At 37.2% G+C, this 24,557-nt stretch carries 21 protein-coding genes, 1 other RNA gene and 1 other annotated feature; all 22 genes read left to right on the top strand.

Going from position 1 to position 24,557, the window contains the following annotated elements; genetic code table 11:
* Positions 1-9 precede the first annotated feature (9 nt).
* The 22 genes from aroB (at position 10) to mraY (ending at position 24,557) form a co-directional block, all read left to right on the top strand.
* Positions 10-1,116 carry a 3-dehydroquinate synthase gene (gene aroB / locus NTHER_RS06495; RefSeq protein WP_012447739.1) on the top strand — a complete coding sequence of 369 codons (1,107 nt, stop codon included), beginning with the start codon at positions 10-12 and terminating at the stop codon, positions 1,114-1,116.
* Positions 1,117-1,127: 11 nt separating this feature from the next.
* Positions 1,128-2,840: an ABC-ATPase domain-containing protein gene (locus NTHER_RS06500; RefSeq protein ID WP_012447740.1), complete on the top strand. Its 1,713-nt coding sequence runs from the start codon at positions 1,128-1,130 to the stop codon at positions 2,838-2,840.
* A gap of 41 nt (positions 2,841-2,881) precedes the next feature.
* The gene (locus tag NTHER_RS06505; RefSeq protein WP_202943872.1) at positions 2,882-3,607 is read left to right on the top strand and encodes a PP2C family protein-serine/threonine phosphatase; all 726 of its coding nucleotides are present in this window, start codon (positions 2,882-2,884) and stop codon (positions 3,605-3,607) included.
* Positions 3,608-3,635: 28 nt separating this feature from the next.
* The gene (locus NTHER_RS06510; RefSeq protein WP_012447742.1) at positions 3,636-4,004 is read left to right on the top strand and encodes a hypothetical protein; all 369 of its coding nucleotides are present in this window, start codon (positions 3,636-3,638) and stop codon (positions 4,002-4,004) included.
* Between the two features lie 84 nt (positions 4,005-4,088).
* Positions 4,089-5,360, top strand: a complete 1,272-nt coding sequence (gene secD / locus NTHER_RS06515) for a protein translocase subunit SecD (RefSeq protein WP_012447743.1) — start codon at positions 4,089-4,091, stop codon at positions 5,358-5,360.
* A gap of 4 nt (positions 5,361-5,364) precedes the next feature.
* The gene (secF, locus tag NTHER_RS06520) at positions 5,365-6,258 is read left to right on the top strand and encodes a protein translocase subunit SecF (protein WP_041366961.1); all 894 of its coding nucleotides are present in this window, start codon (positions 5,365-5,367) and stop codon (positions 6,256-6,258) included.
* An 80-nt stretch (positions 6,259-6,338) separates the two neighbouring features.
* On the top strand, positions 6,339-8,834 hold the full coding sequence (recJ, locus tag NTHER_RS15200) for a single-stranded-DNA-specific exonuclease RecJ (protein WP_012447745.1): 2,496 nt from the start codon (positions 6,339-6,341) through the stop codon (positions 8,832-8,834).
* 15 nt (positions 8,835-8,849) lie between these two features.
* Complete coding sequence (locus NTHER_RS06530) at positions 8,850-11,048, top strand: RelA/SpoT family protein (RefSeq protein WP_052291958.1); 2,199 nt, start codon at positions 8,850-8,852, stop codon at positions 11,046-11,048.
* A 36-nt stretch (positions 11,049-11,084) separates the two neighbouring features.
* The gene (gene dtd, locus NTHER_RS06535; RefSeq protein ID WP_012447747.1) at positions 11,085-11,537 is read left to right on the top strand and encodes a D-aminoacyl-tRNA deacylase; all 453 of its coding nucleotides are present in this window, start codon (positions 11,085-11,087) and stop codon (positions 11,535-11,537) included.
* A 27-nt stretch (positions 11,538-11,564) separates the two neighbouring features.
* Positions 11,565-12,185, top strand: a complete 621-nt coding sequence (locus NTHER_RS06540; RefSeq protein ID WP_012447748.1) for an MBL fold metallo-hydrolase — start codon at positions 11,565-11,567, stop codon at positions 12,183-12,185.
* A gap of 58 nt (positions 12,186-12,243) precedes the next feature.
* Positions 12,244-12,506: a binding site (T-box leader), on the top strand.
* A gap of 110 nt (positions 12,507-12,616) precedes the next feature.
* Positions 12,617-13,882, top strand: a complete 1,266-nt coding sequence (gene hisS / locus NTHER_RS06545; protein WP_012447749.1) for a histidine--tRNA ligase — start codon at positions 12,617-12,619, stop codon at positions 13,880-13,882.
* 28 nt (positions 13,883-13,910) lie between these two features.
* The gene (aspS, locus tag NTHER_RS06550; protein WP_012447750.1) at positions 13,911-15,668 is read left to right on the top strand and encodes an aspartate--tRNA ligase; all 1,758 of its coding nucleotides are present in this window, start codon (positions 13,911-13,913) and stop codon (positions 15,666-15,668) included.
* A gap of 85 nt (positions 15,669-15,753) precedes the next feature.
* A non-coding RNA gene (ssrS, locus tag NTHER_RS15595) (6S RNA) lies at positions 15,754-15,934 on the top strand.
* A gap of 52 nt (positions 15,935-15,986) precedes the next feature.
* Entirely contained in the window at positions 15,987-16,247 is a 261-nt protein-coding gene (locus NTHER_RS06555) for a metal-sensitive transcriptional regulator (protein WP_012447751.1), read from the top strand.
* Positions 16,248-16,368: 121 nt separating this feature from the next.
* The gene (locus tag NTHER_RS15895; RefSeq protein WP_012447752.1) at positions 16,369-16,524 is read left to right on the top strand and encodes a hypothetical protein; all 156 of its coding nucleotides are present in this window, start codon (positions 16,369-16,371) and stop codon (positions 16,522-16,524) included.
* 166 nt (positions 16,525-16,690) lie between these two features.
* Positions 16,691-17,122, top strand: a complete 432-nt coding sequence (gene mraZ / locus NTHER_RS06560; RefSeq protein WP_012447753.1) for a division/cell wall cluster transcriptional repressor MraZ — start codon at positions 16,691-16,693, stop codon at positions 17,120-17,122.
* 38 nt (positions 17,123-17,160) lie between these two features.
* Positions 17,161-18,108, top strand: a complete 948-nt coding sequence (gene rsmH, locus NTHER_RS06565; protein ID WP_012447754.1) for a 16S rRNA (cytosine(1402)-N(4))-methyltransferase RsmH — start codon at positions 17,161-17,163, stop codon at positions 18,106-18,108.
* Between the two features lie 14 nt (positions 18,109-18,122).
* Positions 18,123-18,482: a cell division protein FtsL gene (ftsL, locus tag NTHER_RS06570; RefSeq protein ID WP_041366963.1), complete on the top strand. Its 360-nt coding sequence runs from the start codon at positions 18,123-18,125 to the stop codon at positions 18,480-18,482.
* Positions 18,483-18,499: 17 nt separating this feature from the next.
* Entirely contained in the window at positions 18,500-20,614 is a 2,115-nt protein-coding gene (locus tag NTHER_RS06575; RefSeq protein WP_012447756.1) for a PASTA domain-containing penicillin-binding protein, read from the top strand.
* Positions 20,604-22,208, top strand: coding sequence for a UDP-N-acetylmuramoyl-L-alanyl-D-glutamate--2,6-diaminopimelate ligase (locus NTHER_RS06580; protein WP_012447757.1), 1,605 nt, complete (start codon positions 20,604-20,606; stop codon positions 22,206-22,208). The genes NTHER_RS06575 and NTHER_RS06580 overlap by 11 nt, the downstream gene beginning before the upstream one ends.
* 1 nt (position 22,209) lies before the next feature.
* Positions 22,210-23,589 carry a UDP-N-acetylmuramoyl-tripeptide--D-alanyl-D-alanine ligase gene (locus tag NTHER_RS06585; protein WP_041366965.1) on the top strand — a complete coding sequence of 460 codons (1,380 nt, stop codon included), beginning with the start codon at positions 22,210-22,212 and terminating at the stop codon, positions 23,587-23,589.
* 11 nt (positions 23,590-23,600) lie between these two features.
* Entirely contained in the window at positions 23,601-24,557 is a 957-nt protein-coding gene (gene mraY, locus NTHER_RS06590; protein ID WP_012447759.1) for a phospho-N-acetylmuramoyl-pentapeptide-transferase, read from the top strand.

The raw sequence follows: 24,557 nt of genomic DNA on the forward strand, positions 1-24,557 counted from the left end.
GGGATTTTTTTGAAAAATAAATTTGACACTTTAACAGTTGAAACAGGGGTTAAATCCAAAAAAAAGTATCCTATCTATATTGGTAAAGCCATTCTCAATCTGTTAGATAAGGTGATACCAAGAAATGTAAGTGTTTTGATAGTTATTGATTCGCGGATAGCAAGGTTGCACAGGGATAAAATCACACGATTGATAGAGTTTTTAACCGAGTCGCGAACGGTCAATCAAATTATCATACCAGGAGAAGAGGATAGCAAGTCTTTATCAGTTTCAGAATCGCTATATGAGAAGGCTGCTAGCCTTAATCTTGACAGGTCTTCTTGGTTCATTGGGATTGGTGGTGGTGTCGTAGGAGACTTAACAGGTTTTGTAGCAGCTACTTACATGCGTGGGGCTAATCTCCTTCATGTACCGACAACCTTACTTGCTCAGGTGGATAGCAGTGTTGGAGGAAAGGTTGCAATAAATCAAAGTGGCTATAAAAATTTAGTAGGTAATTTCTATCAGCCCAAAGCAGTAATAATAGATACAAATTTTTTAGATACTCTTCCCATCAGGGAACTCAGGGCTGGTTTGGCAGAAGTTTTTAAATATGGTATTCTATGTGACCGGGAGTTATTTTTAACAGTGAAATCTTTATTTGAAGACTGTGAACCCCTTAATAATGTTTCCTGGGAAAGGTATTCGTATCTAATCCACAAATCTTGTGAAATCAAAGCAGATATTGTATCTCAGGATGAAATTGATACTGGCATTAGGATGTTGTTAAATTTAGGGCATACCTTCGCTCATGCCCTGGAAGGAGCAACATCTTATAACTATTTTAAGCATGGAGAAGCTGTGATGTGGGGACTTGCCATGTCAGCAGAACTTTCCTATAAACTAAACAAGCTGACCTATAAGGATTATCAAGCAATCGCCGAGTTACCAGAGTTAACAAAAGTTCCAGAAGTACCTATACAAGTTAAAGACCCAAATATAATTGAGGAATTGCTGCTTAGAGATAAGAAAAAAACTGGAGAAGAGTTAACAGTAATTTTACCTACATCAATTGGATCAGCTGAAATTTGTAAATGTCCCGCAACAGCACTGATAAAAGTTATTCTAGAATCATAGGAGGTGTTGCTATGGCAGATCTTAAAAAGCTGATAGCCACTCTTTCCAGGATCGATGGGAAAGGCTATAAGGCCTATAAAGACATTCAAGGGATGTATAAGTATCCTGATGGTGGAGAATTGTATATTGATTACGTTCAAGGAGACCCCTTTGCAAGTCCCTCGCGTTTAAGATTTCGAGTGCCCATGGAGCTTGCCAAATTTCCTAAAAGCTATTACCAAAATAAAATACGTAAAATTGCCTTGGAGGACTATCTAACTCGTGCTTTTGACCAGGCTGTAAACAAAGCTAAAGGAAATCGAGGAACAGGAAAAAGTGGCATGATTGCTATAGATGCTGGAGGTCAAGAAGTCTTAGGACGTTCTTCAATGGTAGTCAATGATAACTATGTAGAGGCACGTTTTGTTATTGGATTACCGGCCCGTGGTAGAAAGATCCTTGGGAAAGAAGCCATTGAAATATTTGAACAAGAAATAACCAAAATAGTTTCTTCTTCCCTCTATAATGAAGCTTTGGATACAACTGAATTGGAGGAGCATATTGCAGTAGTTGAAGACCAGGATTATTTGAGGGATTATTTAGAAAAGAATAATTATATAGCTTTTGTGGGAAACGGTGCTATACTACCTAGACGAAGCGGCATAGATGATAGACCTATGAATAAAGAGGAGGTTATACCTTTTTACTCACCTGAAAACCTAGAGGGAGAGGTTGAACTGCCCAATAGAGGAAAGGTTAGAGGTATGTTTTTAAAGGAAGGAATCACTTTAATAGTCGGTGGTGGCTATCACGGAAAGTCAACTTTATTAACTGCCTTGGAGCGAGGCGTATATAATCACCTGCCTGAAGATGGTAGAGAACTTGTTGTTTCTAGGGAAGAATCAGTCAAAATTAGAGCTGAAGATGGCAGGAAAGTAGAAAAAGTTGATATCAGTCCTTTTATTAATAATTTGCCTCACGGAGCTGATACCCAACGTTTTTCCAGCGAAGACGCCAGTGGAAGTACATCACAAGCCGCCAATATTATGGAGTCATTGGAAATAGGGGCGAAAGTTCTATTACTTGACGAAGATACTTCTGCTACTAACTTTATGATTAGAGATGTTAGAATGCAAGAATTAGTTGCTAAAAATAAAGAGCCTATCACTCCATTGATCGATAAAATTAGATTGCTCTATCAAGAACATCAAGTAAGTACGGTCCTAGTCGTGGGTGGCTCTGGTGATTACTTTGATGTAGCGGATAATGTAATCATGATGGATCACTATAAACCTTATGAAGTAACAGGCCAAGCCCACAACATAGCTAAGAAACACGAGGCCTATCGTAAAAAAGAAGGTGGGAAGAGCTTTGGAAGGATAACTCCTAGAAAGCCTTTGAAAAAGGGCCTTGATCCTATAAAAGGTAAGAAGAGGAAAGTAGCCGCTAAAGGATTGAAACAAATTCAGTACGGTAAACAGAATATCTTGCTTTCTGAAGTTGAACAATTAGTGGACACAAGCCAGACTAGAGCTATTGGTGATGCTATCTTCTATATATTGAAGTTTTACATTGATAGTAATATGACAATGAACCAAATTATTGACAGGGTTATGGAGGATATAGACAAAAAAGGTTTGGATGTGTTGTCAGGTTTTAAAGGTCATCCTGGTGAGTATGCAGCTTTTAGACCCTTCGAACTGGCATCAGCCCTGAATAGATTACGCAGCCTTCATATAAAATAATTTATCCCAAATATTCTGTGTCCATGGGTTGTTATCAAAACATGGAAGGAGCAGTTACATTGAAAATTGAACTTGCTACTGATAAAGTTCCTAAGCATGCAAGTGGCGAAAGTGGGGACAGTTTTGAAGTAGTAGAGCGCCCTCAAGGTGGTATTACAGCAATTTTGGCCGATGGTCAAGGAAGCGGTCCATCGGCTAAAATTACTAGTAATACGGTGGCTGCTAAAGCTGCTTCCCTGGTTTCAGATGGAACTAGGGATGGGGCTGTTTCTCGAGCCGCCCATGATTTTTTGTATGCCCAAAAAAGAGGACGGGTGTCTTCTACTCTAACAATGGTTTCATGCGATTTAGCTACGGACACCTTGGTGATTTCAAGAAATAGTAATTGTCCTGTGATTGTCAAAACAGAAGATGAAATCAAAGTCTTAGATGAACCTGTAAAACCCATTGGATTTCATTATTTTGTCAAACCTACCATTGATGAATTGCCTATTACACCTGGAACAGTAGTTATTAGTTTTAGTGACGGTATATTTCATGCTGGGCGAAAATTTGGCAATCAGGTAGCTGTTGATGATATAATAGAAATGTTAGAAACAAACAATCAACAAGATGGCATTTATGAACTAAGTCAAGATATTTTATCTTTGGCAGTAGATCGAGATCGGAATCGTCCGCAGGATGATATGTCAGTATTAGTTCTAGGATTATTTGCAGGAGAGTATCAACACAAGCCCAGGCAACTAAGAGTTATGTATACGTATTAAATATGATTATGACAGGAGGAAATTTTTTTTGAAACCAAAGGAATGTTTGATTGGGGTTTGTGGGAACTGCGTTTCAGGTAAAACAACACTAGTTGAGGGATTGACTGCTATGGGTTACAAAGCTATTAATATCCCTCAAGAACATTCGGTGTCTAAAAATTTATGGAAAAGAAAGCAGCCGGATTTTTTAGTTATGCTCACCTGTAGTTTAGAAACAGCGCAGAAAAGGCGCAATATTTCCTGGGGTAAAGAAAGGCTTGAGCTTCAAAGGAAGCGATTACAGACAGCTAAAGAATACTGTGATCTTTATTTGCCCACTGATGATTTAACTATTCCTGAAATGTTATTAAAAACTGTGACAGCAGTTAGAGAGAAATGCTCTTGCAAAACTGATTGACACCGAAAATTGACCAAAGGTATAATTAGCTTTACAATCTTATTTAACTATCGTTGAATTTATAATAAGGAGAGTTAAAAGGCTATGATCAGATGGAAATACGTGACGATTTTATTGGTAATACTGTTAGCTGTATTTGGACTGAGTTTTTATTCCTATCATTATGCAAGGGATAACATCAATCTAGGATTGGACTTGTCTGGAGGTATATATGTCCTCTTGGAAGCTGAAGATGTAGCAGGAGAAGACGATGATGATGCCATTGAACGGGCTAAGACAATTATTAGGTCTAGAGTAGACGAGCTGGGCGTTTCGGAACCTGTAGTTCAACAAGAAGGAGCTAATAGAATCAGAGTTGAATTAGCAGGTGCCGGGATTGATCGAGAGCGAGCAATGGATGTTATTGGCAGAACGGCACAACTAGAATTTTACGGCCCAGACCTATATCGACAAATTGATGTGACCGAAGATGAACAAATCGATTTAGAGAATAAAGATGTTAGTCCTTTTGTAACTGGAGAACACGTTGAAGATGCTGGGGTTGGATATACTCCCCAAGGTCAGCCTTATGTAAATGTCCATTTTACCTCCCAAGGCGCTGATCGAATGCGCGAAGCCACTCAAGAACACATGAGAGATCATTTAGTGATAGTTTTAGATGGAGAGTTAGTTTCAGCCCCTGAGATTAGGGATGTTATTCACGATCAAGGTATGATTGATGGTATGGGTTCAGTAGAAGAAGCACAAAATGTCGCCTTGATGCTAAGGTCAGGGGCTCTACCTGTGTCTTTAACAGAGCTAGAAACCCGAACCTTGGGACCATCCTTAGGAGAAGAATTTCAAGAACAAAGTTTACAAGCTGGATTACTTGGACTTGCTTTGTTAGTGATATTTATGCTGGGTGTTTACCGTTTGCCTGGATTAATGGCCAATATTGCTTTGGCTGTTTATTTGGTGATTATTTTTAATGCTTTGATCTATCTAGATGCAACTTTTACGTTACCGGGGATTGCAGGTCTAATATTATCTCTGGGAATGGCTGTCGATGCCAATGTGATTATATTTGAAAGAATTAAAGAAGAATTAAACTATGGTAAAACCCTTCGTGTCTCTGTAGAATCAGGCTTCAAAAAAGGTATCAGAACTATTTTAGATGCCAATATCACAACCTTAATTGCTGCCGCTGTCCTATTCTACTTTGGGTCCGGTCCCATCAGAGGTTTTGCCGTAACATTATCAACTGGAATAATTGCAAGTATGATTACTGCAGTCTTGTTTACGAGAGTGATCTTAAAACTGCTGGTGTCTAGCAGATTAATTAGAGATACTAAGTATTTTGGAATACAAAGGGGTTAGAGCTATGGAAATAATAACAAATCGCAAAATTTGGTTTATAGTTTCATTGGTAATATTGGTGATTGGTTTAGGATCTCTGATGTTTAATGGATTAAATGTGGGGATTGACTTTACAGGAGGAACTCTACTTCACATCAAAATAGGTGAAGACTATCAGGTATCAGAAGTGCGAGATATCATGGGAGAACACGGTTTAGAAGATAGTGTTATTCAAGAAGCTGGTGGTGATGAAGCTGAAGAGAGAGAAGTTATTATCAGGACAGTTTCATTAAATGAAGAGGCACGCAATGAAATTATTGACAGTTTTCGGGATAGCTGGCCGGAATCAGAGGTTTTAAGAACTGATAATGTGGGTGGAACAATCGGATCTGAATTGCGTTCAGAAGCGTTTTGGGCTTTATTAATTGCCTCCTTAGGGATGATTGCTTTTATTAGCTATCGCTTTGAGTATAGATTTGCTTTAGCAGCTATTGCGGCCATAATTCACGACGCTTTCATTGTTTTGGCTGTTTTTTCAATATTTCAGATTGAAATTAATGAGCCTTTTATTGCAGCTATACTGACTATCATTGGGTATTCAGTGAATGACACTATTGTGGTTTTTGATAGAATTAGAGAAACTCTTAAGTTCGAAAAGAAATTGACTCTTTTTGAAACTATCCAAATTAGTATTAAAAGAACGCTAAAAAGATCCTTATGTACTTCAATTACAACTTTATTAGTTTTAATTAGCTTGTTTATTTTTGCAGGAGTAACTATAAGGCCGCTTATAATTGCTCTGTTAATTGGTGTGATCAGCGGAACCTATTCTTCCATTTTCGTAGCTGCGAATGTATGGTCAATTTTGACTGAAAAATTAGCCCCCGGGCTTAGTCAAAAAAATAAACAGACAGCGTAAAATCTCTACTTTGCACCTTTGAGTTTGTAATCTAAAGATTAACAGCTAAACAGTTTAATTATGAGTGTGGGGGATTTATTATGGATGGACAGGCAGTTAAATGGAATATAAAAACCGATTATTCGGAGACAGCTAAAGAATTAGCTAATTCTTGTAATATTTCTACAGTCCTAGCTCAATTGTTAGTCAATAGAGGTGTTACTACCCCCGAACAGGTAGCTGATTTTTTAAATCCCTCTTTTGATTCTTTGCATTCTCCCTGGTTGTTACCTGATATGAAACAGGCTGTTGAATTGATTGATAAAATTATAAAATCCAATGAGCCGATATTAATTTATGGAGATTACGATGCAGACGGTGTGACAGCCACGGCTTTATTATACGAATATCTATCTACTAAGTTTGATAATATATATTATTACATTCCCGATCGTTTCAAAGATGGTTATGGTTTAACCAATGCAGGTGTTAATTCCGTATTGGAAAGATTTCCTCAATGCAAATTAATTATCACCGTGGATTGCGGAATCAATTCAATTCAAGAGATCGAAGAACTCAATCGTCTTGGCAAAAAGGTGATAGTTACTGACCATCACGAACAACTTGGTGATTTGCCTTCTGCCCACGCAGTTATTAATCCTAAAATCCACACTACAAACTATCCCTTTAAATATCTGGCAGGAGTGGGTGTAGCATTTAAACTAGTGAGTGCTCTAGCTGAACAAATAGAAACTCACTATGATTTTAATGAACTGTTGAAGCAGTATCTGGACTTGGTCACTATTGGCACAATTGCTGATTTAGTGCCTTTAACTAGTGAAAACAGGATTTTTGTATCAAAGGGATTACAATATATTGATGAAAGAAGACCTGGAATGAAAGCTCTTATGGATTTATTAGGACTTGAATACGGAGAAGTTAAAGCAGGACAGGTCGGATTCGTTATCGGTCCCAGGATAAATGCTGCAGGTAGATTGGCATCCGCGGATGAAGCTGTACAACTCCTAACAGAGAGTTCAGAATCTGCTGCGCGTGAACTTGCAAAAAAACTTGATAAAGAAAATAGAGAGAGGCAAAAGGTTGAACAAAAGATTACTAAAGAAGCAGACGAGATGATTAATCGCAATAATTTGCTTGCTCGTGGACCTGTTTTAGTTGTTTGGAGCGAAAATTGGCATGAAGGGGTAGTAGGAATTGTCGCCTCTAGATTACTTGAAAAATATTATCGCCCCGTAATAGTGTTGACAAGGGACGATGAACCCGGCAAGTTAAAGGGTTCCTGTAGAAGTATTTCAGGTTTTAACATGGCAGAAGCTTTAAAAAGCTGTGATAATTTATTGATAAAATACGGAGGACATGAACTGGCAGCCGGTTTAAAATTAGAATCGGCTCATCTAGATGAGTTTATTAAACAGATGAATCATCTGGCTCAAAAGTGGCTTTCAGAAGATGACTTATTGCCGTCTATTGATATAGATATGGAAATTCCCGAGGAAGCTTTAACTAGGGAACTAGCAGAAGAAATTTCCCAATTAGAGCCTTTTGGCATGGGTAATCCTCAACCCGTCATTGGCTGTGGACATATTCAAGTCGCTTCTACTAGAGAAGTGGGTAAAAGCTCTGAACACTTGCAAATAAAATTTAAAAATAATATGGGTGTACTTGACGGTATTTGGTTTAAAGGAGCAGAAAAAGCTAAAGAAAAAAATATTAAAACAGGTATGCCTGTTCAAGCAGCTTTTATTCCTAAGATATCTACTTTTAAATCCAAATCAAGTAAAGGACATTTGAGCTTGCAATTATGTGATATGCAGCTTCCTGACAACCAAGCAAATATTTTAAGAGACTGTCGCAATTATTCCAAGGGAAAAACTATCAAAAATTTGCTAAATGAAAAGTATAGTACAGTTATTCTCGTAAATAACAAACAAAAACGGCTACATTTACAAAGCCAATACCCTCAATGCCAAGTTGCAAGAATAACGGAACATGATCGTGCAGATTTAGATACAGATAATGTGGTTCTAGTGATTTATGATTTACCATATGACCCCTATCAAGTTCGAAATTGGATTGTTAATGTAAATCCTGAATACTTATATCTTCTTTACAATTCACAGGATAAAGCAAGTAATAACAAAATGTGGTATGCGACAATTCCAAGTGAAAATAATCTGCAAATAGCTTATCAGTTGTTAAAAGAACAGTACAAACAAACTGAAACTGATTTTATATCCAAAAAAGAGTTACAGAATAAACTTGAAGATAAAATTTCTTATCCTGTTACAAATCGATTGATCAACAAAATTATGGATATTTTTAAGGAATTAAAGATTATTGAATACACCGATTCTTACCATGATTATGTTCCAATAAATACAAAACTGATCAACTATCAAGAGGATATTACTACAGAACTTGAGAGCTCACTAATTTACGGTGAAGAGCATAATAGACTTACTAATTTGATTTTCTGGGAAGAATGCTTTTTAAAAGGAAGTTATTCCAAATTATACATGTTATTATATAATCATAATATTTCGCCCGAGTATATTAAAGAGTTAGGTACTTACTAATATAAAGGTGGGGAGATGAAAACATTGTTAGATGCCGAACAGTTGTTTTTCAGTTTAAAAGAAAAAATAAAATCATACTACCCTCTTGACACAGATTTAGAACAACTGGATAGAGCCTTTGAGTTTGCCAGGAGCTATCATAATGATCAAAAACGAGTTTCAGGTGAGGAATATATAGTTCATCCCATTGAAGTTGCCCTAGTGCTAGCGGATTTAGAGTTGGATCTAGATACCATTAGTGCAGGTTTACTGCACGATGTCATGGAGGACACTCCTGCTACTAGAGAAGAGTTGGAGGAACTGTTCGGTGATGAAATTACTTTGCTAGTAGATGGGGTAACAAAGCTTAGCAGATTGAATTTTAAAACTAAAGAAGAACATCAGGCAGAAAATTTAAGAAAAATGTTCTTTGCCATGGCAAATGATATTAGAGTTATTCTAATAAAATTAGCTGATAGAACTCATAATATGAGAACTCTAAATTATCTTCCAGAACGAAAACAAAAAGAAATTGCTAAAGAAACTATGGAAATTTATGCTCCCCTTGCCAATCGTTTAGGTATATATAAAATTAAATGGGAATTGGAAGACCTGGCATTTCGATATATAGAACCTGAACAGTATTATTATTTAGCGGATAGAATTGTACAGAAGAGAATGGAAAGAGAAGAATATATTAAAAAAATAAAGGTTGACCTTCGGGATAAATTAAAAGAAATGGGCATAGATGGTGAGATTCATGGAAGACCCAAGCATTTGTATAGTATTTATTCTAAAATGAAAAAAACAGGAAAAGATCTTAATGAAATCTATGATTTAATCGCCCTAAGGATTATCGTTAATAATGTAAAAGATTGCTATGCAGTATTAGGAACTGTCCATACTATGTGGAAGCCCGTACCTGGTCGTTTTAAGGATTATATTGCAGTTCCCAAGTCTAATATGTATCAATCTTTGCATACAACGGTGTTATGTCCACAAGGGAATCTGGTAGAAATACAAATCAGGACATGGGATATGCATAAAACAGCAGAGTATGGTATTGCAGCTCACTGGAAATACAAAGAAAATACGGACGACAAGAAGTTTGCTGAAAAAGTGTCCTGGTTTAGACAGTTGCTAGAATGGCAGCAAGAAACCAGTGATGCCTTAGAGTTTATGGAGCACTTAAAAGTTGATCTTTTCTCCGATGAAGTGTTTGTCTTTACTCCTAAAGGTGATGTGATTGACTTGCCCAGCGGCTCTACACCTATTGATTTTGCTTATAGGATTCATACCGATATAGGTAATACTTGTATTGGAGCTAAAATAAGCGGTAGAATGGTCTCTCTAGATTATCAGTTACAAACGGGGGATGTAGTTGAAATTTTAACTTCTAAGCATGCCACCCCGAGTCGTGACTGGCTAAACTTGGTTAAAAGCTCTCAGGCTAAAAATAAGATTAAACAATGGTTTAAACGTCAAAGCAGAGATGAAAATATTCAACGAGGAAGAGAAATGATTGAAAGGGAAGCCAAGCGCTTAAAGATCTTTCCTGAGAAGTATATTAAAGATGAACAAGTTCAAGAAGAAGTGGCTGAAAAGTTTAATATGAAGAGTTATGATGATGTTTTAGCCGCTTTAGGTTATGGTGGTATTACAGTAAATCAAGTTATTGGAAAATACCAGAGTATTTATAAAGCAAATCGGGAAGAGTTAGAAGAAGAGGAAGATCAGGTAGAGGACTTCTCCAAGTATCTAAAAGAAGATCAAAGTCTCAAAAAAACCAAAGACAGTATAAGCGTACAGGGTCTTGAAAATATTGCCACTAGATTTGCAAAATGTTGCCATCCTTTACCAGGAGAACATATTGTAGGTTTTATAACACGAACTAGAGGTATCACTATCCATCGCCATGACTGTCCGAATGCTCAACATAAGCTTAAGAATAATGAACGCACTGTACCAGTTCACTGGGATGAAAGTGGAGATAATGACTTTCAAGTTAGCGTTTCCGTTTTTGCTGTAGATCGCCAAAGAATAGTTCAAGATATTATGAAAGCCTTGGGCGATTCTAAAATTGCCGTGACTGCTATAGAAGCTAAGACGGACAAAAATCAAGTTGCAAAAATCAATTTAACTGTATTAATCAAGAATCACTCACACTTACAATTTGTGATTGACAAACTACAGAATATTCAGGATGTATTGAAAGTACAAAGGGATAACCCCTAGATTAAGTGGCAGTGGTTTTATGAAAGGAGAGATACCATGAGAGCAGTGGTTCAAAGAGTTAGCAAATCTTACGTTAATGTTAATGGAGAAAAAGTCGGAGAAATTAATCAAGGTTTAAATGTACTACTAGGTGTTGAAGATGGTGATGGGGAAGACGATATCAAATATTTAGTTGATAAAATTGTCAATCTAAGAATTTTTGAGGATGACCAAGGAAAAATGAACTTATCGGTAAATGATATCGGAGGAGAATTATTAGTTATTAGTCAGTTTACCTTGCTGGGAGATTGTCGAAAAGGTAGAAGGCCAAATTTTATGAAAGCAGCTTCTCCGGAAATTGCCGATGAGCTATATCAAAAGTTTGTAGAAAAAGTGAGCAAAGATTATGGATTATCATTAGCCACAGGAAGCTTTAAAGAACATATGGAAGTAGATATTTTAAATGACGGTCCTGTGACTATTTTATTAGATAGTAACAAAAAGTTTTGATTACAGATAGAAGGAGGCGATAAAACATTGATTATTGAGCAATTAGTTGTAGGTGAATTAGGTGCTAACTGTTATATTGTCGGTTGTCAGGAAACCGGTGAAGCAGTGATTATTGATCCAGGCGGGAATGGTGAAAAAATCCACCAACAAATCAAAGAGTTAGATATGACTCCCTCTATGATAATTAACACTCATGGTCATGTCGATCATATTGGGGCTAATTCATATTTAAAAGAACACACTGATGCCGAATTGGGGATTCATCCCAAAGATGCTCCAATGCTAACTGACCCCAAACTTAATTTGTCCATGTTCACTGGAAAAGAGATTATTAGTCCGTCAGCAGATATACATTTAAATGACGGTGATTCTATAAAAGTAGGAAATTTAAAAGGAGAAATAATCAATACTCCAGGTCATACTCCAGGAGGAATATGTATTAAAATTGATAATAATCTGTTCTCTGGTGACACCCTATTTACTGAAGGGATAGGCCGTTGTGATTTACCGGGTGGAAACCAAGATGAATTACTTAAATCCATAAGAGAACAGCTGTTCACACTTTCCGATGATCTTGTTGTATATCCAGGGCACGGAGGAAGCACTACCATTGCTCATGAGAAAAGAAAAAATCCTTTTCTTAAATAATATAACCTTTGACAACGGGATAGCGATATTATAAAATAATTTAGAAATAAAATATTGTAAAAATGCTATGATGGGAAGAGTAGAAAAGATACCTTTTTAACAGGGAGGGGTCCCTAGACTGGAAGGACCCTAAAAAGGGCTTTTCGAACAACATCCTGGAGCTATTGGATCGAAATGATTACAGAAACTACGTTTCTTCTATGAGTATATCTATTTGATATTCAGAGTAGGTCCATATCCCTGCTAGGGTTACAGCAAAGTGAGTACTTCTTAAGGTGCTAATTGAGGTGGTACCGCGGGAGCATAAATCCCGTCCTCGGCTTATGTCGGAGACGGGAGTTTTTTAGTTTTGGGCTGATTAATAAAGATCGTATTCCAGGAATTTATATTAAGATATTAATGCTAGTTTTATTTTGAAAGGGGGAATTGTTATGTTGACGAAAGCTCCAAGGGGAACTAAAGATATTTTGCCTCAAGAGAGTAGCAAGTGGCATGCTTTAGAGGAGACGGCAAAGAAAATCTCAAACTTGTACGGTTTCAATGAAGTAAGGTTTCCAATTTTTGAACATACTGAACTATTTACTCGCAGTGTTGGAGAGACCTCTGATATAGTTAGTAAAGAAATGTATACTTTTACCGATAGGGGAGATAGAAGTCTTACATTAAGGCCAGAGGGTACAGCTCCAGCAGCCAGACTGTACGTAGAACATAAATTGTTTAACGAGCCTCAACCTGTAAAGTATTATTATATTGGCCCTATGTTTCGCTACGACAGACCACAAGCGGGCAGATATCGTCAGTTCCACCAATTTGGTGTTGAAGTATTTGGAAGTTTAGAACCAGAAACAGATGTGGAAGTAATGAAACTGTTGTTAGACTATTTTGAGGCACTGGGATTATCGGGATTAGAGCTCAAACTTAATAGTGTTGGTTGTAAAGAATGTCGCCAAAAATACTTAAATGAATTAAGCAATTATTTTGAAGGGAAGATAGATCATATTTGTCAGGATTGTTATCAAAGGTATCAAACTAATCCCATGAGAGTCTTGGATTGTAAAAAGAAATCTTGTCGTGAAGCTATTGGTGAAGATGTGCCTTTAATAGTAAATTATTTATGTCAAGATTGTGCTACTCACTTTGATAAAGTTAAAGAAATTTTAACTAGCTTGAATTTACCATACCAGATTGACCCTCATCTAGTTCGTGGTTTAGATTATTATACCAAGACAGCTTTTGAAGTAGTAATGCCTTCTTTGGGGGCACAAGATGCCCTAGGGGGTGGAGGCAGATACGATTATTTAGTAGAAGAATGTGGAGGCCCGCCCACCCCTGGTGTAGGTTTTGCAGTAGGGCTAGAGCGAATTTTATTAGCCCTCGAGCAAAAAGAGATCAACTTAGATCAAGAAGAAAAATTAGATTTCTATTTTATTGCCACTGGGGAAGAAGCAAAACAAGAAGCATTTAAATTGTTGGCTACAGTTAGAGAAGAGGGTTATAGCGCAGTTATGGATTTTGAACGACGTAGTATGAGAGCGCAAATGAAAAGAGCAAATAAGGCAAATGCCAGATTTTCTTTGATCCTTGGTGAAGCAGAATTGAACGAACAAACATGTCAAATTAAGGATATGGAAGCAGGCGAACAATTTCAAGTTCCTTTAAAGAGCTTTGAAGAAAGGATAAAAGAGATAGCTGGTTAAAACAAATTAAGGATAGGGGGTTTGTAATATGAAAAGAACACATTACTGTGGAGAATTGACCAGGGAATTAGTTGGGAAAAAAGTTGTCCTTAAGGGATGGGCTGACAATCGACGTGATCATGGAAAACTGATTTTTATCGACATGAGAGACAATTCGGGTTTAGTTCAGGTGGTATGTGATTTTGAATCTAATCCTGAAGCTTTAGAAGTAGCTGATTCGGTTAGATCCGAGTATGTTCTTGAAATCACCGGTACTGTTAGAGAAAGGTCACCGGAAAATGTTAATCCAGATCTGAAGACAGGTGAAATAGAAGTAGACTGTGAGGATATTAATGTATTAAATACTTCCAAAACACCTCCTTTCTTTATTAATGAAAATGTGGATGTGGATGAGAACATACGCTTAAAGTATCGATATTTAGATCTTAGAAGACCATCAATGCAAAATAATATCTACTTAAGACATAAAATCACTAAACTTGTGAGAGACTTTTTAGATGAGAACGGTTTTATTGAAGTTGAAACACCTATGCTGACTAAAAGTACTCCAGAAGGTGCAAGAGACTTTTTGGTTCCTAGCCGGTTACATGAGGGATCATTTTATGCGTTGCCTCAATCTCCCCAATTGTTTAAACAATTATTGATGGCTTCAGGAGTGGAAAAATATTTCCAAATAGCTCGGTGTTTTAGAGATGAAGACTTAAGGGCTGATAGACAACCAGAATTTAGTCAAATCGATATTGAGATGTCTTTTTTCGAACAAGAAGAGTTTATGAAATTAATGGAAAACATGGTATCAAAATTATTTAAAGAAGTATTGGGAATTGAGTTAACTAAGCCATTCCCGCGAATAACATACCAGGAGGCTATGGACAGATATGGATCTGATAGCCCTGATTTAAGATACGGTTTAGAATTACATGATGTATCTGATTTGGTGAAAGATGCAGAATTTAAAGTATTTAGAGAAACTGTGGCTAGCGAAGGTCAAGTTAAAGGAATTGCCGTCCCTCAAGGACAAGAATTCAGTCGAAAAGAAATTGACGATTTAACGGAATTTGTTAAGGAATTCGGTGCGAAAGGGCTAGCATGGATGGTTTTAGAGGAAGAAGAAATAAAAAGTCCAATAGCTAAATTCTTTAGTGACGAAGAATTAGACGGAATTATTGATCGAATGGGCGCCAATACAGGTGATTTACTGTTATTTGTAGCCGATGAACCCGAAATAGTAGCAGATTCCTTATCAAAATTACGTGAGCATTTGGCTAATAAGTTAGATCTTATTCCTAGCAATGAATATCAACTTACATGGGTAATTGATTTCCCCTTAATGGAATATGATAAAGATGAAGGAAGATATAAAGCATTGCATCATCCATTCACATCACCTTATGAAGATGACTTAGAAAAATATGAGAATGAACCAGAAAAGATACGCGCCAAAGCTTATGATCTAGTATTGAATGGAGTAGAAATCGGTGGGGGGAGTATGAGAATCCATCAGAAAGAGTTACAGGAGAAAATGTTCGAATTTCTAGGAATCCCTCTAGAAGAGGCTAAACAAAAGTTCGGTTTCTTGTTCGAAGCCTTTGAATATGGAACACCACCCCATGGCGGAATTGCTTTTGGACTTGATCGATTAGTAATGTTGTTTACTGGCTCTCAAAGTATCAGAGATGTGATAGCATTTCCAAAAACTGCTAACGCAAGTTGCCTAATGACTGAGGCTCCTGCAAAAGTTGATGAAAACCAGCTCAAAGAGTTGCACTTGAAAACCACGAAGTAAAATCGGATGTTTAATGATAATTGATTTTTGGGTCTAGATATGTTATTATTTCATTAAACAAAGCAATAGATAAGCAGATTTGAAAGCGTCCCTACTGTGTACGTGATAGCCGTTATGTTTTGACCCAACAGCAACAACAAAGGGAGCCTGGACTCTGCATGTGGCGCATAGGCCCTGATAGGGACATGTTAAGCATGCAGGAGGGCACCCACCTGAGGTAATCAGGTTCAAAACATGCGTGTAGTGCACGGCACAGCGGGGGCGCTTTCACTTTTATCTTGATAGTCGATATAGTATTCGTTTAGGGGGTAATTTGAAATGAGTGAAAAAGAGGCCTTGATAAATCGATTACGTAGGATAGAAGGTCAAATAAAAGGTCTTCAAAAGATGGTAGAAGAAGAAAAATATTGTTCAGATATTTTGATGCAAGTTTCAGCAGTTAGATCAGCTGTTAATAATGTAGGAAAATTGGTTTTGGAAGAACATTTACGGAAGTGTATCGATTTACCTCAGGACGAAGAAGAACGGGAACGAGCAATTAAAGAATTAACTGAATTAATTGCCAAATACAGCAATTAATTTAACGTATGTACTTAAAGGGTTTAAGTGTATCAAAAAAATTCAGAAAATTAACATTACGTTTCTCCCCCTAAACTGATAAAATTATTTGAAAGCCAATCCATGGATGGGAGGCGATCTTTTGGATCAGAAACTAAGTTTAATTGAATTTCTGTGCTTGACCTGCGGTTTCCAAGGATTAGGTGAAAAAAAGGCTGAAAATTCAGACTGCCCTAAGTGTCAGGGGAAATTGATCAGTTCTGAACAGATGAACCAAGTCAAAAAATTATTAGTCTGAAAATTAAAACAAAATAAACTGTTAAGTATTTAAGCGAGGTTATAGACCTCGCTTTTTTTATTTTTTTTGAAGTTTTATGAAGGAATATTTAAATAAGGCACGAAAAATATAAGTGGGGGAAAGTGGTAGAAAGTGGTTAAATAATGGATGAAAGTGGTGGATAAGTATGTTCATGGGGGAATTTAGGCATAGCCTGGATAGCAAAGGCAGAGTAATTGTACCAGCCAAGTTTCGAAAAGGCCTAGGAGACAATTTCGTGGCTACACGAGGTTTAGATAACTGTATTTTTGTTTACCCCATGAACGAATGGAAGGTTTTAGAAGAAAAAATACGTCAACTCCCCCTAACTAAATCCGATGCACGAGCTTTTAGCAGATTCTTCCTATCAGGAGCAAGTGAGTGTGAACTTGATAAACAGGGGAGAATAAGCTTACCAAGTAATTTAAGAGACTACGCAGCTTTACAAAAAGATGTAGTGATAATTGGAGTATCCAATCGAGTTGAGATTTGGAGTCAGGAGAAATGGGATAACTATCAGCAACAAGCTGAAAGTTCCTTTGAAAATATTGCCGAAGAGATTGTGGATTTTGATATATAGCCTGACATTAAAGGATAAAACAAGAAAGGTGATATACAATGAATTTTAATCATGAACCGGTTATGATTGAAAAAACAATAGAATTATTAAAACCTGAGTCGGCTCAAGTTATTGTTGATGGAACCATGGGAGGAGCTGGCCACTCATTAAGAATTATTAATAGTTTACCTCCTGAAGGCATTCTAGTTGGTATTGACCAAGATCCAGATGCTTATGAAGCGGGAAAATCTCTGTTAGAGGCTTATGGAAATAAAGCTAAAGTTTTTAATGACAATTTTGTAAATATAAAACATATCTGTGAAAGAATTGGTATTCATTATGTGGACGGAATTTTACTAGACTTAGGTGTTTCTAGTTATCAACTTGATAATAAAGACAGGGGTTTCACTTATCAAGAAAATGCACCTTTAGATATGAGAATGGATAAAAGCCAAAAGATAACAGCTAGCGAAGTAGTTAACACTTATTCAGAGCAAAAATTAGCCGAGATAATCCGAGAATATGGGGAGGAAAAATGGGCACAGAGAATAGCACAATTTATTGTTCAGGCCCGTCAAGATCAGGAGATAAATACAACACAAGAGTTAGTAAAAGTAATTAAGGCTGCAATACCTAAAGGAGCTAGAAAATCAGGGCCTCATCCGGCAAAAAGGACATTTCAAGCCCTTAGAATACATGTTAACGGAGAGCTTGATAGTTTAAGAACGGCCATCCAAGAAGGGATTCGGTTACTAAGGGGTAAAGGTCGATTTGTAGTTATTACATTTCATTCTCTAGAAGACAGGATAGTCAAGCAAGAATTTAAAAAATTAGCTCAAACCTGCGTTTGTCCTACTAAATTGCCGATATGCCAGTGTAAGGGAGAAGCTACAGTTAAATTACTAACAAAAAAACCTCTACTGCCAAGTCAAGGGGAAATAGAAATTAATCCTAGGGCAAGAAGTGCAAAATTAAGAGCAGTGGAGCGATTGGGTTCTAACAATTGAAAGGGGTGAATATATTGTATAAAAATCAAGTGACTGCCGAGGCAATACCTAAAACTCATAGACAAACCGCACCCCAAAGAAGTCCCCAAGAACGTAAGAAAACTCGTAGTCGTCCCGTTGCTGTTCCTAAAACTGCTAAAATAAAATTTCTTGGTGTAGCTTTTTGTGCCTTTGCTTTAGCGATGCTTACTGTTGCTCATTTTGCCTTTGTAGCGCAGCTAAACTTTCAAATATCACAACTTGAAAATGAGTTGGAAGAGTTACATAATGAAAAAAACCATTTGGAAATGAAAATTGTGGAATTAAAATCTCATCAGAGAATAGAGCAATACGCCAAAGAAGAGTTAGAAATGAAGCGACCCGAATCTAAATAAGTTGGGAGTGGTGAGGAGTGGCAAAGAAGCGCCAACATCTCCTACCGACTAAAAGGAGACTTGTACTTATATTTTTCTTTGTACTATTAATTACGATCTCATTAATTAGTAGATTAGGATATATACAGCTGGTTATGGGGGAAGAATTACATGAAAAGGCTTGGGAGCAATGGAACAGAAGTATCCCCACAGGTTCACCTCGAGGAGAAATATTAGATCGGAATGGAGAATTACTAGTCGGTAGTGTAACGGCAGATAGTCTGATTGCTATTCCTCAACAAATAGAAAACCCCCAGTTACTTTCGGAGAGGTTAGCGGCTATTCTAGATAGGGATCAGGAAGAACTTTTTGAAAAGCTGACAGAAGATACGGAACAGGTTATTGTCGAGCGGATATTAGATAAAGAAGACTCTAGGAAAGTTAAGGCCCTAGGTGACCCAGGTCTTAAAACTACTAGTGAAACCGAACGATATTATCCCCATGGGCGCCTAGCCTCACAAGTATTGGGGTTTGTTGGTGTAGATCAAGGTTGGGCGGGAATTGAATACCAATACGATGAGGAACTTAAGGGTCAAGAAGGATGGCTGATTTTTCAAGCGGATGCAAGACAACAAGAATTACCACATGGAGTCCAACAATTTGTTCCACCTAAAGACGGTCAGAAATTGCAAACTACTTTAGATAGTCGGATTCAATATATTATGGAACGCGAGCTAGAACGGGCTATGGTGGAATACAAACCAGAAGGAGCCATGGCAGTGGCTATGGAACCAAATACTGGTGAAATACTGGGAATGGCCAGTAAACCAGATTACTACCCTGGTGAATACAAAGATTTTGATGAATCATTACGAAGGATAACTCCAATCAATAATACTTTTGAACCTGGATCAACTTTTAAACTAGTAACTCTTTCAGCAGCAATAGAGGAAGGGAAATATAATCCCGATGAAGCTTTTTATTGTCCCGGACATATTGAAGTCTCTGGTGCAGAAATTGGATGTTGGACTGGTGATGGTCATGGTGCTATAGATTTTACAGAAGTTGTATATGGTTCTTGTAACCCTGGATTTGTTACATTGGGTCAGCGTTTAGGAACTGAAACGTTATTTGATTATATTCAAGGGTACGGATTTGGATCTCGAACAGGTATTGACCTGCCGGGAGAAACGTTGGGATTGTTATTTGGACCTGATCAAGTTGGTCCAGTTGAATTAGCAACAACTTCTTTCGGTCAGGGGATTTCAGTCACTCCTATACAGCAAGTTGTAGCAGTAAGTGCCATTGCCAACGGTGGTTATATTAATGAACCAAGAATTGCAGATAAATTTTTAGATGAAGAAGGAAATGTAGTTAAAGACAAAGAAGTTAATACCGTTCGTCGCGCCATCTCTGAAAAAACTTCTCAAGAAGTATCAGAAATTATGAGGGGAGTAGTAAATGAGGGAAGTGGCCAAAATGCAGCTATTGATGGTTATGAAATTGCTGGCAAAACGGGGACAGCGGAAAAGGTAGGTCCAGAAGGTGGGTATGTCCCTGGAGAACTAATAGTATCCTTTGTGGGATTTGCACCGGCTGATGATCCTGAAATTCTAATTTATGTAGCTGTAGATACCCCTACTGAGGGGCCTGCTTGGGGTAGTCAAGTTGCAGCCCCCGTATTTAGAAATATGATGGTTGATATCTTGGACTATTTAGAAGTGCCTCCTTCTAAACCAGGGGAAATTGAAGAAGAGGTAAATTATGTAGAAGTCCCTAATCTTCTAAATATGGAATTTGAAGAGGCTGAGGAACATATAGATCAAACTGCCTTAGAGGTTGAATTAATAGGCGATGGTGAAACTATCACAGATCAGATCCCTGAACCCGGAGAACAAGTTCCTGAACAATCTTCATTAATTTTATATTTGGAAGCTACAGAAGACAGGGAGGAAGAGACAGTAACGGTACCTGATTTAAGGGGAAGAAGCATGCGAGAAACGGGAGAAGTTTTAAATATGATGGGTTTAGAATTGAGAGAAGAAGGCAGTGGTATTGCTGTTACACAAAATCCGGAAAAGGGGACGAAAGTAGATAAAGGTACATCCGTAACTGTCCAGTTCGAACCTCCCGATGAATTCAATGAAGAGTAAGACATTAAATAACCTTCATAGATTAACAAGGTTAAACTATGAATCAAAAACAGAAATTAATAACAGGGAGAGGAGTGAAATTATCAAATTAGCCGATTTAGTAAAACCACTACTAAAAGTTAAAGTATTTGGCAAATTAGACGGTGAAATTTCCGGCCTGTCATACGACTCCCGATTTACTAAACCAGGCCAATTGTTCACATGTATCAAAGGAACAAAAGATGATGGACATAAGTATTTAGAAGATGTATTATCTAAGGGTGTTAGTGCCGTAGTGGCTCAATACGACTGCTTGTCATCAGAACAGAAAAAGTTATTAACCCAGATAGATATTCCGGTAATACTGGTGACAGACTCTAGAAAAGCTTTTGCCATCTTGGCGAGTAAATACTACAACTATCCTGGTGATAGTTTGCGAGTCACTGGTGTGACAGGAACTAAAGGGAAAACCACTACTGTAAATCTAATAGATAAGCTACTTTCTGAAGGCAAAGAAGTGAAAACTGGCATGATTGGAACAATCAATGCAAGAATAGATGACCAAGAGGAAAAGCAGCCAACTACAACCCCAGGTCCTTTAGAGTTAAATGAACTATTAGGGAGAATTGAAAACTCAGGGGCTAGTCATGTAACCCTAGAGGTTAGTTCTCATGCCATATCTCAATTAAGAATTGCCGGTGTTGATTTAGATATAGCAGTGTATACCAATTTGGCACCTGAACATTTAGACTACCATACTGATATGGATGAATATAAGAGAACTAAAGGGCGTATATTTTCTTTTCAAGGCCTTAAGCCTGAAAAAAATGATAAACCTAAACTAGCTGTTATTAACTTAGATGATAAATATGCCAGCTACATGTTAGAACAACCTGCCGTACAAGTTTTGACACACGGCTTTGATGAAAATGCACATGTAAAAGGTAAAATTATAAACACAGCTGAAACGTTTACGGAGCTAAAAATAACATCTCCTTGGGGAAATTTCACTGTTAAAACTCCTTTAATAGGAAAATTCAATTGTTACAATTTGCTTGCAGCAATTACCGTAGCTTTGTTTGAGGGTATTCCTGCTTCCAAAATTCAAACAATCCTGGAACAACCTATTAATATTCCAGGAAGATTTGAAAGAATTGACTTAGGTCAAGAATTTACAGTAGTAGTAGATTTTGCTCATACTACTGATTCATTGCAGGAAGTACTACAATCCTTACGTCAAATGGTATCGGGAAAAATTGGAGTTGTATTTGGCTGTGGAGGAGAAAGGGATAAAAGTAAAAGACCTAAAATGGGTCGTGCGGCTTCTGATTTGGGTGATAAGATATTTATCACTTCTGATAATCCTAGAGCAGAAGATCCCCAAAAAATTGTGCAAGATATATTATCAGGTTGTGATGTTAACAATAATGAAAAAATACAAATTGAATTAGATAGGGCACAGGCCATAGAAAAATCTCTAAATTGGGCTAGAGAAGGAGATGCTGTCTTGATAGCAGGTAAAGGACATGAAGCTACTCAGGAGATAAACGGAAAAGTTATTAACTTTGATGATCGTGAGATAGCGAGAGAAAAATTGAAAAAAATGGGGTATTAGTATGGTTTGGACCGGACATGAACTTACTAGTAATTGTCGGGGAAATATAATTATGGGTGACCCTGATACTGTCATTACTGGCTTTAGTGTGGATTCACGTTATGTCAAGCAGGGCGATATGTTTGTATGCTTACCGGGAGATAAAACCGATGGTCATAATTTTATAGACGAAGCAATTGATAATGGTGCCCGAGGATGTCTAGTAAATCGTGATATTGAACTGTCTCGACGTCATTCAGTCCATCCACCCTTGGTAATAAAAGTCAATGATACGTTGATGGCCCTGCAAGAAATAGCCAGAAAGCATCGACAAAAATTTGGCGTTTCTGTGGTAGCTGTTACTGGTAGTATTGGTAAAACTACCACCAAAGATATGATCGCCAGTGTTTTAGCTGAAAAGTACTCTATTTTAAAAACCCACGGTAATTTGAATAGTGAAATTGGACTCCCTTTGATGTTATTGGAATTAACTCAACATCATCAAGTTGCTGTACTTGAAATGGGAATGAACAATCAAGGAGAAATAGCCAGGTTATGTGAGTTGGCAAGACCTAATGTAGGTGTTATCACAAGGATTGCCGAGTCTCATATAGAGAAGCTGGGCAGTTTAGAAAACATTGCAGAAGCTAAAGGTGAACTGTTGGAGAATTTATTGCCTGGTGGGACTGCTATTTTGAATTGCGATGATAACTGGGTTAGACGACTGAGGTCTAAAGTTCCAGGTGAAGTTTTATACTATGGTTTAACAGATGGAGATTTATCGGCTTATAATGTCAGAGTCGACAAGGACAAAACGAATGCGAAAATTATGAGTAATGATAAAAGTGAGCAGCTAAACTTACCTTTAATTGGAAAGCATAACTTGAGTAATGCTTTGGCGGCAATTGCTGTTGGTAGAGTCTTTGGACTCGATTTGACTCAATCTATCCGTGCACTTGAAGGTTTTACTGGTACATCAATGAGGAATCAAATAAAGTATCATAAAGACATGATAATTATTGATGATACTTATAATGCCAATGTACAATCTACCTTGGCAGCCTTTGATGTATTAACAAATTTACCACTCAACCGTAGAATAGCCGTTTTAGGAGATATGTTCGAATTAGGTGATTATACAGAAAAAGCTCACAAAACTGTGGGTGAACAGGCTGTAAACAGGGGATTTGATTATTTGATTACAGTTGGTGAACTATCAAAAACCACTCAAGAAGCAGCTGATAAGTTGGGAATGCCTGAGCATCAAAACATTCATGTTGCTGATCGTGAACAGGCTATTCAAAGGATATTACAGATAGTTAAATCTGGAGATGGAATACTTGTTAAGGGTTCTAGAGGTATGGCTATGGAAAAGATAGTAAATTCGTTGTTAAAAACTTAGGAGGATCGAATATGGAAAAAATATACACATCAATATTAATAGCTTTTGTAATCAGTTTAGTATTATCACCCATTTTTATACCGTTATTGAGGAAACTTAAGTTCGGACAGCAAATTAGAGATCAAGGACCAAAAAGCCATTATCAAAAATCAGGCACCCCAACTATGGGGGGCGTGATTTTTCTCCTATCTGCTTTAATAAGTCTGCTTATTATCGCACCTTTGAACGGTGAAATCCTTATATTATTATTTGTAACTTTGGCAACTGGTTTAATTGGATTTATGGATGATTTTCAAAAGGTTGTTAAAAAAAGAAGTCTTGGATTAAAGGGCAGATATAAAATATTTGGCCAGTTACTTGTTGTAGCTGTGTTCTCTATTTATCTGAATTCTATTGATCACTCTACGGAATTATTAATCCCTTTCACAAATTTTGAAATAGATTTGGGATTTAGTTATTATCTGTTTCTTGCTTTGATGATTCTGGGTACCTCTAATGCGGTTAATATTACAGATGGCTTAGATGGTTTAGCCACTGGAGTTGTAGTAATTTGCCTAACATCTTTTGTTATTTTGGCTCATATGCATAATCTAACTGGAACCGCTTTATTCGGAAGCGCTTTTATTGGAGCGTGTGCTGGGTTTCTAATATTTAACCTTCATCCTGCAAAAGTTTTTATGGGGGATGTAGGTAGTCTGGCTCTTGGAAGTGGATTGGCTTCCATGGCTGTTTTAACCAAAGCCGAGTTAGCCCTGGTTATAATAGGTCTGACTTTGGTAATAGAAACTTTAAGTGTGATTGGGCAGGTAATATTTTATCAAACTACAGGGAATCGTATTTTATTGATGAGCCCACTACATCATCACTTTGAATTAAAGGGATGGAGTGAATGGAAGGTTGTATTAGTTTTTTGGGTTTTTACTCTGATTACTGCCGCTATCGGGATTATTTCCGTGATTAATTTATAA

It is taken from the genome of Natranaerobius thermophilus JW/NM-WN-LF, assembly GCF_000020005.1.
GTDB lineage: Bacteria > Bacillota > Natranaerobiia > Natranaerobiales > Natranaerobiaceae > Natranaerobius > Natranaerobius thermophilus.